Origin of the sequence: Aquabacterium sp. A3, assembly GCF_038069945.1 — a bacterium.
Lineage (GTDB): Bacteria > Pseudomonadota > Gammaproteobacteria > Burkholderiales > Burkholderiaceae_C > Aquabacterium.
In genome coordinates this window covers 176457-192245 of the sequence record NZ_JBBPEV010000003.1, presented here as the reverse complement: position 1 = coordinate 192245, position 15789 = coordinate 176457, and the positions used below count along the sequence as shown (strand labels likewise).

12 protein-coding genes are annotated in these 15789 nt (G+C 65.8%); 5 read left to right on the top strand and 7 right to left on the bottom strand.

Annotated features, from left to right (window positions below):
- Window positions 1-59 precede the first annotated feature (59 nt).
- Window positions 60-674 carry a porin family protein gene (locus WNB94_RS12540; protein ID WP_341390746.1) on the bottom strand — a complete coding sequence of 205 codons (615 nt, stop codon included), beginning with the start codon at window positions 672-674 and terminating at the stop codon, window positions 60-62.
- Window positions 675-895: 221 nt separating this feature from the next.
- Between WNB94_RS12540 and WNB94_RS12535 the strand changes: the two genes are divergently transcribed.
- A complete protein-coding gene (locus WNB94_RS12535) occupies window positions 896-1864 on the top strand; it encodes a homoserine kinase (RefSeq protein ID WP_341390745.1) in 969 nt (322 codons plus the stop codon).
- Window positions 1861-2655, top strand: coding sequence for a BPSS1780 family membrane protein (locus tag WNB94_RS12530; protein ID WP_341390744.1), 795 nt, complete (start codon window positions 1861-1863; stop codon window positions 2653-2655). Before WNB94_RS12535 ends, WNB94_RS12530 begins: the two co-directional genes overlap by 4 nt.
- Here the strand turns inward: WNB94_RS12530 and WNB94_RS12525 are convergent.
- From WNB94_RS12525 to WNB94_RS12510, 4 genes are all read right to left on the bottom strand, one after another.
- Entirely contained in the window at window positions 2636-3559 is a 924-nt protein-coding gene (locus WNB94_RS12525; RefSeq protein ID WP_341390743.1) for a LysR substrate-binding domain-containing protein, read from the bottom strand. The genes WNB94_RS12530 and WNB94_RS12525 overlap by 20 nt on opposite strands.
- Before the next feature lie 25 nt (window positions 3560-3584).
- On the bottom strand, window positions 3585-5639 hold the full coding sequence (recG, locus tag WNB94_RS12520; RefSeq protein WP_445819069.1) for an ATP-dependent DNA helicase RecG: 2055 nt from the start codon (window positions 5637-5639) through the stop codon (window positions 3585-3587).
- 125 nt (window positions 5640-5764) lie between these two features.
- A complete protein-coding gene (locus tag WNB94_RS12515; protein ID WP_341390741.1) occupies window positions 5765-6427 on the bottom strand; it encodes a glutathione S-transferase in 663 nt (220 codons plus the stop codon).
- An 11-nt stretch (window positions 6428-6438) separates the two neighbouring features.
- Window positions 6439-8223: an SLC13 family permease gene (locus WNB94_RS12510; protein ID WP_341390740.1), complete on the bottom strand. Its 1785-nt coding sequence runs from the start codon at window positions 8221-8223 to the stop codon at window positions 6439-6441.
- A 157-nt stretch (window positions 8224-8380) separates the two neighbouring features.
- Here WNB94_RS12510 and queA point away from each other — a divergent pair, with 157 nt between their 5' ends.
- The 3 genes from queA to tgt are packed head-to-tail and all read left to right on the top strand — an operon-like array spanning window position 8381 to window position 13098.
- Window positions 8381-9532, top strand: coding sequence for a tRNA preQ1(34) S-adenosylmethionine ribosyltransferase-isomerase QueA (queA, locus tag WNB94_RS12505; RefSeq protein WP_341390739.1), 1152 nt, complete (start codon window positions 8381-8383; stop codon window positions 9530-9532).
- On the top strand, window positions 9486-11948 hold the full coding sequence (locus tag WNB94_RS12500; protein WP_341390738.1) for a hybrid sensor histidine kinase/response regulator: 2463 nt from the start codon (window positions 9486-9488) through the stop codon (window positions 11946-11948). The genes queA and WNB94_RS12500 overlap by 47 nt, the downstream gene beginning before the upstream one ends.
- 10 nt (window positions 11949-11958) lie before the next feature.
- Window positions 11959-13098: a tRNA guanosine(34) transglycosylase Tgt gene (gene tgt / locus WNB94_RS12495; RefSeq protein WP_341390737.1), complete on the top strand. Its 1140-nt coding sequence runs from the start codon at window positions 11959-11961 to the stop codon at window positions 13096-13098.
- Window positions 13099-13119: 21 nt separating this feature from the next.
- Here the strand turns inward: tgt and WNB94_RS12490 are convergent, their stop codons facing one another.
- Together WNB94_RS12490 and WNB94_RS12485 are read right to left on the bottom strand one after the other, a co-directional pair.
- Window positions 13120-13791, bottom strand: coding sequence for a CAAX prenyl protease-related protein (locus WNB94_RS12490; RefSeq protein WP_341390736.1), 672 nt, complete (start codon window positions 13789-13791; stop codon window positions 13120-13122).
- Window positions 13792-13889: 98 nt separating this feature from the next.
- Window positions 13890-15782, bottom strand: coding sequence for an MFS transporter (locus WNB94_RS12485; protein WP_341390735.1), 1893 nt, complete (start codon window positions 15780-15782; stop codon window positions 13890-13892).
- Window positions 15783-15789: the final 7 nt, after the last annotated feature.

Below are 15789 nucleotides of genomic sequence, written 5' to 3'. Positions count from 1 at the left end.
GCCCCGGATTGTGCGGTGAAATCACCCTGCGGTGGCCGTGCAGCGCACGGCCCGGGTGATCAGAATTCCATCGAGCCACCGACCGAGAACAGGTACAGGCTGTCTTGGCCGTCAATGATGTAGTCGAAGTTGGTGTTGATGCGCAGATCACGCACCACCTGCAGCGACAGCCCAGCGCCCACGTGCGGGGCGGTGCGGTAGCTGGAGACCGACTCGACGGCGCCACTGGGGCGAGCAATGTCTTGTTCGCGCTTGACACGTGCCACGCCGATGCGCAGGTGGTTGGTCACGTCGTGCAGCAGCTCGACTTCCCAGTTGATGCCCAGGGTGATGGCCGAGGCCTTGCGCTCTTCTGCTGCGATGTTGGTGGTGGCTGCCAGGCCCGGCTCGTTGGCGTTGTCCACGCGGCCGAAGAACATGTAGTTGACCTCGGCGGCCAAACCCGGCGTGAGGCGCTTGCCACCGAACAGCTTGCCGCTGAAGGCGGTGCGGCCACAGCTGGTGCCGCAGTCCCATTCGTACACGCCCACGCCCGCGTTGATACCGGCATAGATGCCCAAGGTGCGAGGCTGAGGGGTCAGCGTCTGGGCCGAGGCCGAAGAACCGATCAGGGCCAGGGCCAGAGGCAGGGCGGCAGCGATGGACGAAACAGTGCGGGAAACGATCTTGCTCATGGTGTCGGGCCAGGTGCTCGTGAGGGGGTGGCAACACGCTGCGGACGACGAAACGACTGCAGCGCATCGGAATTTTGCTGAGTCTGCCACATGGACTTCTACAATCCAGCCCTTGGCATCCCGTAGCCGCTGAGGGTTTACGCCTAAACAGGCCCTCTCAGATGGCGTTCAGGGGCTCACCCTGACAGGATTTCCCCCCTTCTCGACCCCCGCACCCGCTCATGGCTGTTTTCACCGACGTCACCCCGCAGGAAGCCCAATCCCTGCTCGACACCCTGAACCTGGGCACCCTGCAACTGCTCAAGGGGGCCACATCCGGGATCGAGAACACCAACTACTTCGTCACCACCGACCGGGGCGAGTACGTGCTGACGCTGTTCGAGCGGCTGAGCTTCGAGCAATTGCCCTTTTACCTGCACCTGATGGACCACCTGGCGCGGCGAGGCATCCCGGTGCCCGCCCCCCAGCCCGATCAGCGCGGCGAGATCCTGCTGAGCCTCAAGGGCAAGCCGGCGGCGGTGGTCACGCGACTGAAGGGGGCCAACCAGCTGAGCCCGGGCCCCGCCGAGTGTGCGCAGGTGGGCGCCATGCTGGCACGCATGCACCTGGCCGGCCGCGACTACCCGCATGAACAGCCCAACCTGCGAGGGCTGGCATGGTGGACCGACACGGTGCCTGTGGTGCGCCCCTTCCTCAGCGCCGACCAGGCCACGATGATCGATGACGAGCTGGCGTTCCAGCAAGCGCTGGCCCAGCAGGCGCCGTACCAGGCCTTGCCCCGTGGGCCCATCCATGCCGACCTCTTTCGCGACAACGTCATGTTCGACGGGCCGCAGCTGGGCGGTTTCTTCGATTTTTACTTTGCCGGCTTTGACACCTGGCTGTTCGACATTGCCGTGTGCCTGAATGACTGGTGCATCGAGTTGTCGACCGGCGCGCTCGACGCGCAGCGTGCCCAGGCGTTTGTGGCGGCCTACGATGCCGAGCGTCGCCTGACGGACGATGAGTTGGGGCTGATGCCCGCCCTGCTGAGGGCCGCTGCCCTGCGCTTTTGGACCTCGCGCTTGTGGGACTTCCACCTGCCGCGCCAGGCCTCGATGCTGCAGGCCCATGATCCCGCCCATTTTGAACGGGTGTTGCGACTGCGCCGACACCCGGCGGCCAGCGCGTGGCACTATCAGCGCCCATGAAGTTACGCATTGTTGCAGCCAGCCAGGGGCTGGTCTGGTGGCGCCGTGGGCTGGATGTGGCCCGCCGGCAGCCGCTCCATTTCATGGGCCTGCTGGGGCTGGTCGTGTCCACGGGCATCTTGCTGGCAGGCTTGCCTGTGCTGGGGCCACTGCTGGTGGTGGCGGCCATGCCGCTGATGTGGATGGGTTTCATGTTGGCCACGCGGCGGGTGGTGCAGCAGCAACGCGTGACCCCCGGCGTGCTGATCGAAGCCGTGCGCCCCACCGACAGCCCCAGACAACAGTTTGCCCAGCTGGGTGGGGCTTATGTGCTGGCCACGCTGGCGATCATGCAGCTGGCCCACCTGTTGGGCCCCGGCGCTGACGTGCTGGGCCAGGTCATCGAGCAGTCCAAAACCGCCTCCGAGGTGGTCTCACACCCCGACGTGCAGCGCGATCTCTTGTGGCGGGTGGCCCTGAGCCTGCCCGTGAGCCTGATGTTCTGGCACACCCCAGCGTTGATCTTCTGGATGCGTCTGCCGGTGACCAAGGCCCTGTTTTTCAGCATCGTGGCCACATGGCGCAACCTTGGGGCTTTCCTGGTGTATGGCGCGGCATGGCTGTTGAGCGTCGCCCTGCTGGTGGTGGTCGATCGCCTGGTGTTCGCCGCCCTGCCCGATGTGCTCAGCAGCCTGCTGGCCGTGTCGGCCGGTCTGTGGCTGTTCTCGGCCTTTTATGGCTCGCTGTACTTCACGGTGGTCGATTGTTTCGAGTCGGAAACCGCCGAAAACCTCACTCCGACAAACGAGTGACCCCTTCCAGCGGGCAGTCGTAAACGGCATTGCGCAACGCGGCGATGGCCTCGTAGCGCGTGAAGCTGCGGCGCCACACCAGCACGACCCGACGCGTGGGCGGGTGGCCCTCGAACGGGATGAACTTGATGTAGGGATGGGGTTCGGGCGGCACCGATAAACGGGGCACCACGGTCACGCCCATGCCTGCGGCCACCATGTATTTGATGGTTTCCAGCGAAGAGCCTTCGAAGCTCTTGCGAATGCCCTCTGCGTCGCTGGAAAACCGCGCGAACTCAGGACACACCTCGAGCACGTGGTCGCGGAAGCAGTGGCCTGAGCCCAGCAGCAGCATGGTCTCGCGTTTGAGTTCTTCGGCGTTGATGGCATCGCGCTCGGCCATGGGGTGTGAGCGCGGCACGGCGACCATGAAGGGCTCTTCGTACAGCGGCGCCATCGCCAGGTTGGTGTCCATGAATGGCTCGGCCAGGATGGCGCAGTCCAGCTCGCCGGTGCGGAGCATGTCCAGCAGCTTGACGGTGAAATTCTCCTGAAGGATGAGCGGCATCTGCGGCACACGTGCAATCGCAGCGCGCACCAGATCGGGCAACAGGTAGGGCCCGATGGTGTAGATGACCCCGAGTCGCAAGGGGCCCGCCAGCGGGTCCTTGCCGCGCTTGGCAATCTCCTTGATGGCCTGGGCCTGCTCCAGCACGGCCTGTGCCTGGCGAACAATCTCTTCACCCAGCGGCGTGACGCTGACTTCGGCCGAGCCGCGCTCGAACAGCTTGACGTCGAGCTCTTCTTCCAGCTTCTTGACGGCCACCGACAGGGTGGGTTGCGAAACGAAGCAGGCTTCAGCGGCACGCCCAAAATGCTTTTCGCGCGCCACGGCCACGATGTATCGAAGTTCGGTCAGGGTCATGCAGGAATCTTACGCCAGGCCTCGATCAGGCTTTGAGGAACTCGGACTTGGCCCCCAGCCACCGGGCCACATGCCGTTGCGCCGCGTGGGGATGTTCGCGCAGCAACCATGCGGCCGTGCGCCGAGCCTGCTCGATCAGGGGCTGGTCATCTTCCAGGCTGGCAAAACGCAGCAAGGCTGCGCCCGACTGGCGCGCGCCCATGAACTCGCCCGGGCCACGGATGGCCAGATCGCGCCGGGCGATCTCGAAGCCGTCGGTGGTCTCCACCATCGCCTTGAGGCGCTGCTTGCCCGAATCCGACAGGGGCGGCGCATACAGCAGCACACACACACTGGCCACCGCGCCGCGCCCCACCCGGCCGCGCAACTGGTGCAGCTGGCTCAGGCCAAAGCGCTCGGCGTGTTCGATCACCATCAGGCTGGCGTTGGGCACGTCCACCCCCACCTCGATCACGGTGGTGGCCACCAGCACGGACAGCTCACCCGCCGAGAACCGCGCCATCACCTCGGCCTTCTCGGCCGAGGGCAGCTTGCCGTGCAGCAGGCCCACCCCCACCCCGGGCAAGGCCTCACTCAGGTCGGCATGGGTTTGTGTCACGTTGCTCAGGTCCAGCGGCTTGCGGCGGGCACTGTCGCGCCCGGCCGCCTGATCGGCCGCGGCATCGCTGTCTTCGGTCTCGTCGATCAGGGGGCACACCCAGTACACCTGTCGGCCACGGGCCACCTCATCGCGGATGCGGGCGATCACCTCCTCACGGCGGCTGTCGGCAAACACCTTGGTGACGATGGGCGTGCGCCCAGGCGGCAGCTCGTCGATGGTGCTGACCTCCAGGTCGGCCAGAAAGGTCATGGCCAGGGTGCGCGGGATGGGCGTGGCGCTCATCATCAGCAGGTGCGGCTCCAGCTCATGGCTTTCGAGCTTGCGGCGCAATTGCAGGCGCTGGGCCACGCCAAAGCGGTGCTGTTCGTCGATCAGGGCCAGGCCCAGCCTGGCAAACTCCACCTGGTCTTGAATGACGGCGTGGGTGCCCACCACCAGTTGGGCCTCGCCCGAGGCCACGGCCGCGATCTGCTCGCGCTTGGCCTTGGCCCGCAGGCTGCCCGTGAGCCAGGCCACGCGGATGCCCAGGGGCTCCAGCCAGCCCACCAGCTTGCGAAAATGCTGCTCGGCCAGGATCTCGGTGGGCGCCATCAAGGCGCACTGCCAGCCGGCGTCCATGGCCACGGCGGCGGCCAGCGCGGCCACCACGGTCTTGCCCGAGCCCACATCGCCTTGCAGCAGGCGGTGCATGGGGCGTGGCTGGGCCAGGTCTTGCGCGATCTCTTCCACCACGCGCTGCTGGGCGCCCGTGAGCTGAAACGGCAGCACGCCCAGCAGGCGATCGGCCAGCCCCCCGCGTTGTGCCTGCAGCGCCGGCGCCCGCAGGTGCGCGCGCTCGGCCCGGGCTTGCAATTGCGAGAGTTGCTGGGCCAGCAGCTCTTCGAGCTTCAACCGCTGCCAGGCGGGGTGCTGGTCGCGGTCGTCCAGCACGTGCAGGGCCACACTGGGCGGCGGGTGGTGCAGGGCCTTCAGGGCGTCCTTGAGGCGGGGCCAGTGCGCCGGCATGGCGCCTTCGGGCAGCACCTCGTCCAGCGGGGCGCGCTGCAAGGCCGAGGCCACGGCTTTGCGCAAATAGGCCTGGGGCAGCCCGGCCCCGGTGGGGTAGATGGGGGTGAGTGACTCGGCCAGGGGCGTGTCGGCCTGCACGATGCGCACCGTGGGGTGCACCATCTCGCGCCCCCAAAAGCCGTGGCGCAACTCGCCACGCACGCGCAAGCGTACGCCAGGGGCCCAGCTCTTTTGCTGAGAGCCGTAAAAGTTCAGAAAGCGCAGCAGCACCTCGCCACTGCCATCGTCCAGGCGCACCAGCAACTGGCGGCGGCTGCGCTGCTCCACCCGGTTGTCGGTCACCACGCCTTCCACCTGCACGGTGTCGCCATCGCGCGCGTCGCGCAAGGGGGTCAGGCGGGTTTCATCTTCGTAGCGCAGCGGCAGGTGCAGCGCCAGGTCGATGTCGCGCAGCAGGCCGAGCTTTTCCATTGCCCGCTGGGGGGCAGATTTGGCCGGAGCCGAGGTCGGTGAGGCTGGTGGCGCCACGGTGAACCGCTTGCGGGCAAGAAAGTGTCGATGCCGGGGATGATAGGGCCGTCGGCGCAACGGCGTGCTCAGGCCAAGGGGATGCCGGCCCCCATCACCACCACCTCATTGGGTGCTTGCTTGTGCATGCAGGCCTCGAACAAGGTGCTGCCCTGCCAGTGGGCCAGCCAGGCCTGCACGGCGGGCAGGGGCAAGGCCTGAAACACACCGGGCGATACGGCAGCGAACTGCCTGACAAACGGAAAGATCGCCACGTCGGTGGCACAGGGCTCGTCGCCTCCCAGCCATGGCGCCGCTTGCAGTCGCTGCTGCAGTGGCATCAACAGCACCGCCACCGCCTGCGCGACCACCTGGGTGCGATCGGACTCGTGCAGCCCGAATCGCTCAGGGTACTTGTGGCGGTCCAGCAGGGCCTTGAACGGCCCATCGTTGGTGTGCAGCAAGGCCAGGTTGTCGCTCGTCTGAGCCTGTTGCCACCATCGAAGCACCGCCGGATCGGTGTGCTGCGACGCGGCCCAGGCCATGATCAACCAGCTCTCTTCAATCACCCCGCCATCGGGCAGGCACAACACCGGCACCGTGGCCTTGGGCGAGGCGGCCAGCATCGCGGCTGGCTTGTCGCGCAAGACGATCTCGTGCACCCGCACCGAACGGCCCGCCCGCAGCAAGGCCATGCGGGCACGCATGGCATACGGGCAGCGACGGTAGCTGTACAACAGTGGCAGGTCCATGCTCGTGCCTGTCATGTGCCCGTGAACGGCCAGAACACCGGGATCAGGGCGCTGGCCAGCAGCCAGGTCAGGATGTTCAGAGGCACGCCCATGCGGGCAAAATCACCGAAACGATAGTTGCCTGCACTGTAGACCAGGGTGTTGGTCTGGTAACCGATGGGCGTGGCAAAGCTGCAGCTGGCCGCGAACATCACGCCCACCACGAAGGGGCGAGGATCCACCCCCAGGTGCTCGGCCACCCCGATGACGATCGGGGTGAACAAGACTGCAATGGCGTTGTTGCTGATGAATTCGGTGGCCACCGACGTGATCAGGATGACGAGCGACAACATCATCCAGGGCGACAGCCCCTCTCCCCAAACCACCAGCCCCGAGGCCAGCATCCGGTCCAGCCCGGAATTGGCCATGGCCACGCTGATGGCCAGCATGCCAAAGATCATGACCAGGATGGGCCACTCGATGGCCTTGTAGGCCTCATCGGCCCGGATGCACCCGGTGACCAGCACCACCGCCGCGCCCACCATCGCCAGCCCTTCGATGGGCATGACGTTGAAGGCCGCCAGCACCATCACACCGATCATGGTGGCCAGTGCGATGGGTGCCTTGGCGTGGCGGTTGCTGACCTGGCGCCCCTCGGTGATGGCCAGCAGGTCGCCGTTGTCGCAAAAGCGCTTGATCTGCGCGGGCGTGCCTTCCACCAGCAGCACATCACCCACCTGCAGCTGAAAGTCGTCACCAATCTGCGCATACGAGGCATCGCGTCGGTGGGCCGCAATGATGTGCACACCATAGCGGGCCAGCAAATCCAGATCACGCACCGGACGCATCACATAGCGAGACGTTGGCCCCACGATGGCCTCGACGATGACCACGTCCCGCCGACGCAGCGTCTCCAGATCGTGGTGGCCAGCCTGCACCCGCAGGCCCACGCTGCGCAAGGCCATCATGTCGCCACTGCGGCTGTGCACCACCAGACGGTCACCGGCCTCGATGCGGGTGGCCGGGTCAGGCTGAGCCCACTCGGTCTCACCGCGCCACAGATTCAACACCTGGATGGCGCCGTTGGCCAGGCGGGCCTCTTTCAGTGTCTTGCCGATGAGATCCGACTCGGGCGGCACGAACAGCTCGGTCATGAACAAGCGATCGCCGCTGCCTGTGAACTGCTGGGCCAGTGTTTCCCGAGACGGCAGCAGGCGGTGCGCAAACATGGCCATGAAGGCGGCCCCTGCCAGCGCCAGCACGATGGCTGGCGCGCTGAGCTCGAACATCGAAAACGGCGCCAGGCCGTGTTGGCGGGCCACGCCGTCCACCAGCAGGTTGGTGGACGTGCCCACCATGGTGATCAAGCCACCCAGGATCGTGGCGTAAGACAGCGGAATCAACAGACGAGAGGGGGCCACCTGCTGGCGTGCGGCCAGGGCAATGACCGCCGGAATCATCACCATCACGATGGGTGTGTTGTTCACAAAGGGCGACACGAGCAACCCCAGCGCCATCAGGGCCCACAACAGCCGGCGCTCGCTGGCACCTGCCAGCGTGCCCAGCCAGTCGCCCAGGCGGTCCACACACCCTGTTCTGGACAAGGCGCCGCTGATCACGAACAGGCAGGCGATGGTGATGGGCGCGCTGTTGCTGAACACGCTGGTGGCCTCTTTGGGGCTGATCAGGCCCAGCACCAGCAAAACGGCCACGGCCACCCCCACGGCCACGTCCGGCTTGAGCCATTCGCGCACGAAACACACGAACAGGGCCAACAGCACCAAGGCCACGGCCGGGGCATGAAAAGTCTCTGGCATCCACATGGCTGCGCAGCATATCGACGGGCCACGCCATACCGAACTGACGATTTCGCGCTTTCATATGCGCAAAACAGATAAGCAATGGTTCTGCACTGGCAATGAGCGACAATGGCGGCTTGTTTTTGGCACGGGGCCCGTCCGCCCCTCAAACACGATGACACACCCAGCCCCGGTCACCGCCAGCACCGCCCACGCCACTGGCGAGCGCCCCCGCTACACCCTGGCCGACTTCGACTTCGAGTTGCCCGAGGCACTCATCGCGCAACACCCGGCCGCCGAACGCAGCGCCTCCCGACTGCTGGACGGGCGCGATCCGGCGCCGGTGGACCGCATCTTTCGTGAGCTGCCCTCTCTTTTGACGCCTGGTGACCTCCTGGTGTTCAACAACACCCGGGTGATCAAGGCCCGCCTGTTCGGCACCAAAGCCACCGGCGGTGCGGTTGAAGCCCTGGTCGAGCGGGTGCTGCCCGGCACCCAGGAGGTCTGGGCCCACATGCGGGCCAGCAAGTCGCCCAAGCCGGGTGCGCGCGTGCGGTTTGCCGACGCCTTCGATGCCGAAGTATTGGGCCGCTGCGGGCCCGACCAGGGTTTGTTTCACTTGCGACTGGACGGCAACCCATTCGAGTTGCTGGAGCTGCACGGCCATGTCCCGCTGCCGCCCTACATCACCCACGCGGACGACGCCGACGATGCCCGTCGCTACCAGACGGTGTTTGCCAAAGAGCCCGGCGCGGTGGCCGCCCCGACGGCGGCGCTGCACTTCGATGAAGGCGTGCTGGCGGACCTGGCCAGGCACCAGGTGCGCACCGCTGAAGTGACGCTGCACGTGGGCGCGGGCACCTTTCAGCCCGTGCGAACCGAGAACCTGCACGAGCACAAGATGCACAGCGAATGGTTCGAGGTGCCCGCCGCCACGGCCACGGCCATCCGCGAAACCAAAGCCGCCGGCGGACGCGTGGTGTCGGTGGGCACCACCACCTTGCGCGCGCTGGAATCGGCCGCGCTGCACGCCACTGCCGCCGACATCGTTCAGACGGGCAGCCGCGACACCGACATCTTCATCACCCCGGGCTTCGACTTCAAGGTGGTGGACTTGCTGATCACGAACTTCCACCTGCCCAAGAGCACGCTGATGATGCTGGTCAGTGCGCTGGCGGGGTACGACCACATCCGTGCGCTGTACCGGCACGCCATTGCACAGCGGTACCGCTTCTTCAGTTACGGAGATGCCATGCTGCTGCAGACCCGACGAGAAAAAAATGGGACGCCTTTTGACCACACCACGCCAGGCCGCCAGCCCGACTGAGCCGCCCAACTTCTGGCATCAACTGCAGGCCACCTTGCAAAGTGGCGCCAATGCGGGCGCGTGGCTGCTGCTGCTGGCCATGCTGGCCTGGCTGCTGCTTTGGCATCCGGCACAGGCCGATCGCCCCACCGCACCGGCGTCTGCCACCATCCGGCAAGCCACCCTGGCCCCTGGGGCCTGCTCAGAACACCAGCCTGCGCGCGTGGTCACGCTGCCCGACGACTGGAGAGAGCTGGGCATGAGCGTGCCGGCGGTGGCGTGTTACCGCGCCAAGCTCTACATGGAACGCTCGCCCGTGATTCCCTGGGGGCTGCGCATCGAGCGCCTGCCGGGCAACCACCGCGTGACCGTCAATGGCATTCAGATGAGCACGCGGCACATGGAGGGTGAGGCCATCACCAGCATGGCCACCCTGCCCTACCTGATCGAGCTGCCCGTGAACGTGCTGCTGGCCGGCGAGAACGACATCGAAATCGATGTGCGGATGAACCCCTTTCGCAAACCCGGCATCGGCGAGTTGCAGGTCGGCCCCCTGGCAGAAGCCAGGCTGGCGCACGACCAATGGTATGCGTGGACGGTCGACCTGCCACGCATCCTGAACCTCAGCGTGGCCGGCATGGCCTTGTTCCTGCTGCTGGCCTGGCGCACCCGCCCCAACGACGTCATCTTTGCCTACTTCGGTGGGCTGATGGTGGTCATGTGCGGCCGCAACGCCTTCTACTTTGTCGAGACCATCACCTGGCCGGCGCCCGTGGTGGACTGGATGTTCTTTGCCAGCCAGGCGGTGGGCACTTATTACCTCTCGCTGTTCGGCATGATCTACGCCGGCATGCATGTGGAGCGCTGGCGATGGCCCTTGCGCTTCATCGGTTTCGGGTTTCCCATCCTGGCGCTGCTGGCCATGGGCACCCCGTACCTGGACATGCTGCGCCTCGTCGCCTACCCGCTGATGATGGGCTGTGGTGTGCTGATTGTGGTGCGCGTGGTGCATGCCGCATGGCGCAAGCACTGGATCGAAGCCTCGGCCATGACCCTGGGGCCGGTGGGCACCATGGTCAGCGTGGCGCACGATTACCTGTTTCTCACACCGCTGCTGCCCGTCACCGACCTGTACTGGACGCCCTACATGGCCCCGGTGATCTTCCTGGGCTTTGCGCTGACGCTGATGGGCAAGTTCGTTGAAGCCATGAACATGGCCGAGCGCATGAACCTGATCCTGGAAGAACGGGTGGCCGACCGCACCCGGGCGCTGGAAACCGCCAACCAGAGCAAGACAAGGTTCCTGGCGGCGGCCAGCCACGACCTGCGCCAACCCACGGCCGCCATCGGGCTGCTGGTCAGCCTGCTGCGTCAACAGAACAAGCCAGCAGAGGCCAAAGACCTCATCAACCTGCTGGACGAAGCCGTGGCGTCCATGGAATCGCTGCTGGTGGGCCTGCTGGACATCTCCAGGCTGGACGCAGGTGCCGTCAAACCCGAGTTCCAGGCCGTGAACCTGCATGACGTGTTCCAGGCGGTGAAGGTGCACGAACAAAGCGCCGCCCAGGCCAAGGGGCTGAACCTGCGGTTCCGGCTGCCCCGGGGGCCGGCGGGCGAATACCCGGTGCTGCACACCGACCCGATGCTGCTGCACAGCGTCCTGCGCAACCTGGTCTCCAACGCGCTGCGCTACACCCAGCGTGGCGGTGTGCTGGTGGCCGCACGACGCCGGGGCCGCAACCGGCTGCGCATCGAGGTCTGGGACACCGGCATTGGCATCCCTGATGACCAACGCGAACGCATCTTCGAGGAGTTCTACCAGGTGGGCAACGCCGCTCGCGACCGCAGCAAAGGCATCGGTCTGGGCTTGGCCATCGTGCGGCGCATGGCCTCGATCATGGGCGAGCGCATCGAGGTGCGTTCACGCGCAGGCAAGGGCTCGTGTTTCGCCATCGAGCTGCCCCTGCACGACAACCAGCCGCTGTCACACACCGAAGAGGTGCAACTGGTTGAACCACTGAAATCGCGCACCGTGTGGCTGGTGGAGGACGATGTGTTGTTGCGGCGCGCCCTGCAAGAAATGCTGCGCAGCTGGGGCGCCCAGGTGCGCACCTGGGAAGACGCCGAAACCCTCATCGACGACCTGCCTCAGATCATGATGCACGCGCCGGACAGCCTGCCCGACACCGTGCTGACCGACTACCGTCTGCCCGGCATGAGCGGCGTGCAGCTGGTGCAGTTGCTGAGCCAGCAATTGAGGCCCAAACGCCCTCGGCTCCAATCGCTGATCATCTCTGGCGACACCGACCCGTCCGAGCTGCAACGCCTGGGGGCTTCAGGCCTGACGGTGATTCCCAAACCCTTCCGCAGCGAACGCCTGCTGGAACAACTGCTGCACACCCCACCGGAGCCGGCTCCGGCGGCCCGGGCAGCCTGACGTACCGACCATGCTCCAATTCGAACTGCTCAAAACCGAAGGCCAGGCCCGCCGTGGCCGCCTCACCCTCAACCACGGCGTGGTCGAGACCCCGATCTTCATGCCCGTGGGCACCTACGGCACCGTCAAGGGTGTGATGCCACGCTCGCTGGAAGAGATGGGGGCCCAGATCATCCTGGGCAACACCTTCCACCTCTGGATGCGCCCGGGGCTGGACATCATGAAGCAGTTCGGCGGCCTGCATCAATTCGAGAGCTGGCACAAACCCATCCTGACCGACTCGGGCGGCTTCCAGGTCTGGTCGCTGGGCGAGATGCGCAAGATCTCGGAAGAAGGCGTGCGCTTCGCCTCGCCGGTCAACGGCGACAAGCTGTTCCTCACGCCCGAGATCAGCATGCAGATCCAGACCATCCTGAACTCGGACATCGTCATGCAGTTCGACGAGTGCACACCCTACTGGAAGGGTGACAAGTCGCTGGGCCACATCACCACCGAGAAGGAAGCCCGCGCCTCGATGGAGCTCAGCCTGCGCTGGGCCAAGCGCTGCCAGACCGAGTTCGACAAGCTACAGAACCCCAACGCGCTGTTCGGCATCGTGCAAGGCGGCATGTTCGAGCACCTGCGCGAAGAATCACTGGCCGCGCTGGCCGACATGAACCTGCCGGGCTACGCCATTGGCGGCGTGAGCGTGGGCGAGCCCAAGGACGAGATGATGCGGGTGATGAACCACATCAGCCCGAAGCTGCCGGCCCACAAACCACGCTACCTGATGGGCGTGGGCACGCCGGAAGACCTGGTGGCGGGCGTGGCCGCCGGGGTGGACATGTTCGACTGCGTGATGCCCACGCGCAATGCGCGCAACGGCCACCTGTTCACCCGCTTTGGCGACCTGCGCCTGCGCAACAGCCGCAACAAGGCCGACGAGCGCCCGATCGACGAAACCTGCAGCTGCTACACGTGCCAGAACTTCAGCCGCGCCTACCTGCACCACCTGGACCGCTGCGGCGAGATGCTGGGCCCGATGCTCACCACCATCCACAACCTGCACTACTACCTGAACCTGATGAAGGAAGTGCGCGAGGCGCTGGATGAAGGCCGCTTTGCGGAGTTTCAGCGGCAGTTCGCCGCCGACCGGGCGCACGGCGTCTGAGTGCTCGGCGACTTACCAGAATTACCAGAAGGTCCAGTTGCCGTTGAGCACCACCCACACCCCCAGCACCCCGTTGGTGACCACATGGGCGATGATGGGCGCCCACAGGCTGCGGGTGTGGCGGTACAGCCAGGCGTAGGCCAGACCGGCGATCACCGCCCCCAGCCACTGCGTGTGAGCCAGCGTGAACACCACGGTGGACAGCGCCATGGCCTTGAGCGTGACGCTGCCCGGGTCCACCTGCTCGAACTCGGGTTTGTCGATCCAGCGCATCAGGTAGCTGCGCCAGAACAGCTCTTCCATGATGGGCACCATCAGCGCCGCGCCCACCCAACGGAAGATGACCAGCGACCAGATCAGCTCGCCGTTCTCGTCCACGGGCACAAAGCCGGCCGTGGGCTCGCCCAGCATCATCCAGGGCTCGGTGGTCATGATCCAGATCTGGTAGACCACCAGGCCCACCGCCACCGACAGCACCGCGTGCTTGAGGCTCAGGCCCTGGCGCAGCTCGCTGTACTGCTTCCAGAACCACAACAGGCTGCCGGACACCACCACCACCGCCAGCGCGTACAGCCAGCGCGCGTCAAAGAAGGTCCAGCCCTCAGGCCAGTTGCCGCGCGCGGCCAGCAAGACCATGAACAGCACGAAGGGCACGATGCGGGCCAAAGCGGCCGGGGTCAGCAGGTTTCCCATTTATTGAACAGCGCGCCACGGCGCAGGTAGTGACAACGAAGAGCTTGGCGGCCCATTGTGCCGCCACCGCATGACATCCGAGGACACGCGATCTGTGGTCATCGCGGCATGGGCTCGTTCAGCAAGGCCTGCACACGCTGTTGCAAGCCCTCGGGGCTGACCGCCTCAGGGGCGATAGGTTCCCCCACCACCAGGCCCACCGGGTTGAAGACCCCTCGCCTGAGGGGCCTGGACAGGGCCGCGCCTTCCACGCGAGAAAAGGTGGAGCCCCACAGGTTGTGCAGCGCGGCCGGGATCACCGGCACCGGGTTCGTCTCCAGGATCTTCATGATCCCGGCTTTGAACGGCTGCAGATGGCCGTCGCGGGTGATGGCGCCCTCAGGGAACAGGCACAGCAGTTCGCCCTCAGCGAGCACGGCACGCGCACGCTGGAACGCCGCCTCGTAGGCTTGCGGGTCTTCCTTCTGCGGCGCGATGGGAATGGCTTTGACCAGCTTGAAGAACCAGCCCATGCCGGGCGTCTTGAAGATGCGGTGGTCCATGATGAACACCATCGGGCGGGGGCTGCACACCCCCAGGATGATGGCGTCCACAAAGCTCACATGGTTGGCCACCAGGATGGCCGCGCCATCGGTCGGGATGTTCATCTCGCCGCGCAGGCGCAAGCGGTACACGATGCGGGTCAGCAACAGCATCACCAGGCGCACGATGTACTCGGGCATCAGCCAGAACACATAGCCCACCACCAGGATGTTGAGCAGCGCCGTCACGCCAAACACCTCGGGCACGCTCAGGCCTGCGGCCAGCAAGGCGCCCGCCAGCAGGCTGCTGACCACCATGAACAGCGCATTGAGGATGTTGTTGGCCGCGATGATGCGCGCCCGGTGGCTGGGCTGCGAGCGCAGCTGGATGAGCGCGTACATGGGCACGCTGTAGATACCCGCGCTGAAGGCCAGCAGGGCCAGGTCGATCATCACGCGCCAGTGGGTGGGGCTGTCCATGAACTCGCCCACACTGAGCAGCGGGCCGCCATCGTGGTGCAAACCTTTGGAGGCCAGGTACAGATCGAAGGCGAAGATCGTCATGCCCAGCGCGCCCAGCGGCACCAGACCGATCTCGACATGGCGGTGCGAAAAGCGTTCGCACAACAGCGAGCCCACGGCCACGCCCACCGAGAACACCACCAGCAGCAGCGACGCCACCTGCTCACTGCCGCCCAGCACCTCGCGGGCAAAGGCCGGGAACTGCGACAGGAACACCGCCCCGAAGAACCACATCCACGAGATGCCCAGCAGCGACCGGAACACGCTGGGGTACTGGTAGGCCAGCTTCAGGTTACGCCAGGTCTCGGTGAAAGGGTTCCAGTTCAGCACCAGGTCGGGGTCGGACGAGGGCGAAGCCGGAATGCGCCGCGCCGTCCACCACCCCACCAAGGCCAGCAGCACACAGGCCCCAGCCACCCAGTGGCGTCCCTCAGCGCCCAGGCCCATCAACAGGCCACCGGCCACATTGCCCAGCAAGATGGCCACGAAGGTGCCCATCTCGACCATGCCATTGCCGCCGGTCAGCTCGCGCTCGTTCAGGTGCTGCGGCAGGTAGGCGTACTTCACCGGGCCGAACAGCGTGGACTGCAGGCCCATCATGAAGATGCACAGCAAGAGCACCGGCACCTGCTGGGTCAACAGCCCCCAGGCGGCCACCAGCATGATCACCACCTCCAGCAGCTTGGTCTGCCGCATGATGGTGCCCTTGTCGTACTTGTCGGCCCATTGGCCGGCCGTGGCCGACATCAGCACAAAGGGCAGGATGAACAAGGCCCCGATCACCAGCCCGGCCATGGCCGGTGGCAGCCAATCCAGCTGCAACTGGTAGGTCACCAGCACCGTCAAGGCGAACTTGAACAGGTTGTCATTGGCCGCGCCCAGGAACTGGGTGGCAAAGAAGGGGGCAAAGCGCCGCTGACGCAGCAGGCCAAATTGCGAGGCTGACACGCCAGCT

Coding starts and splice junctions, on each gene's coding strand:
- WNB94_RS12540 (WP_341390746.1), bottom strand. CDS start 674: ATGAGCAAGATCGTTTCCCGCACTGTTTCGTCCATCGCTGCCGCCCTG.
- WNB94_RS12525 (WP_341390743.1), bottom strand. CDS start 3,559: ATGACCCTGACCGAACTTCGATACATCGTGGCCGTGGCGCGCGAAAAG.
- WNB94_RS12500 (WP_341390738.1), top strand. CDS start 9,486: ATGGGACGCCTTTTGACCACACCACGCCAGGCCGCCAGCCCGACTGAG.
- WNB94_RS12490 (WP_341390736.1), bottom strand. CDS start 13,791: ATGGGAAACCTGCTGACCCCGGCCGCTTTGGCCCGCATCGTGCCCTTC.
- WNB94_RS12515 (WP_341390741.1), bottom strand. CDS start 6,427: ATGGACCTGCCACTGTTGTACAGCTACCGTCGCTGCCCGTATGCCATG.
- queA (WP_341390739.1), top strand. CDS start 8,381: ATGACACACCCAGCCCCGGTCACCGCCAGCACCGCCCACGCCACTGGC.
- WNB94_RS12510 (WP_341390740.1), bottom strand. CDS start 8,223: ATGCCAGAGACTTTTCATGCCCCGGCCGTGGCCTTGGTGCTGTTGGCC.
- tgt (WP_341390737.1), top strand. CDS start 11,959: ATGCTCCAATTCGAACTGCTCAAAACCGAAGGCCAGGCCCGCCGTGGC.
- WNB94_RS12530 (WP_341390744.1), top strand. CDS start 1,861: ATGAAGTTACGCATTGTTGCAGCCAGCCAGGGGCTGGTCTGGTGGCGC.
- WNB94_RS12535 (WP_341390745.1), top strand. CDS start 896: ATGGCTGTTTTCACCGACGTCACCCCGCAGGAAGCCCAATCCCTGCTC.
- recG (WP_445819069.1), bottom strand. CDS start 5,639: ATGGAAAAGCTCGGCCTGCTGCGCGACATCGACCTGGCGCTGCACCTG.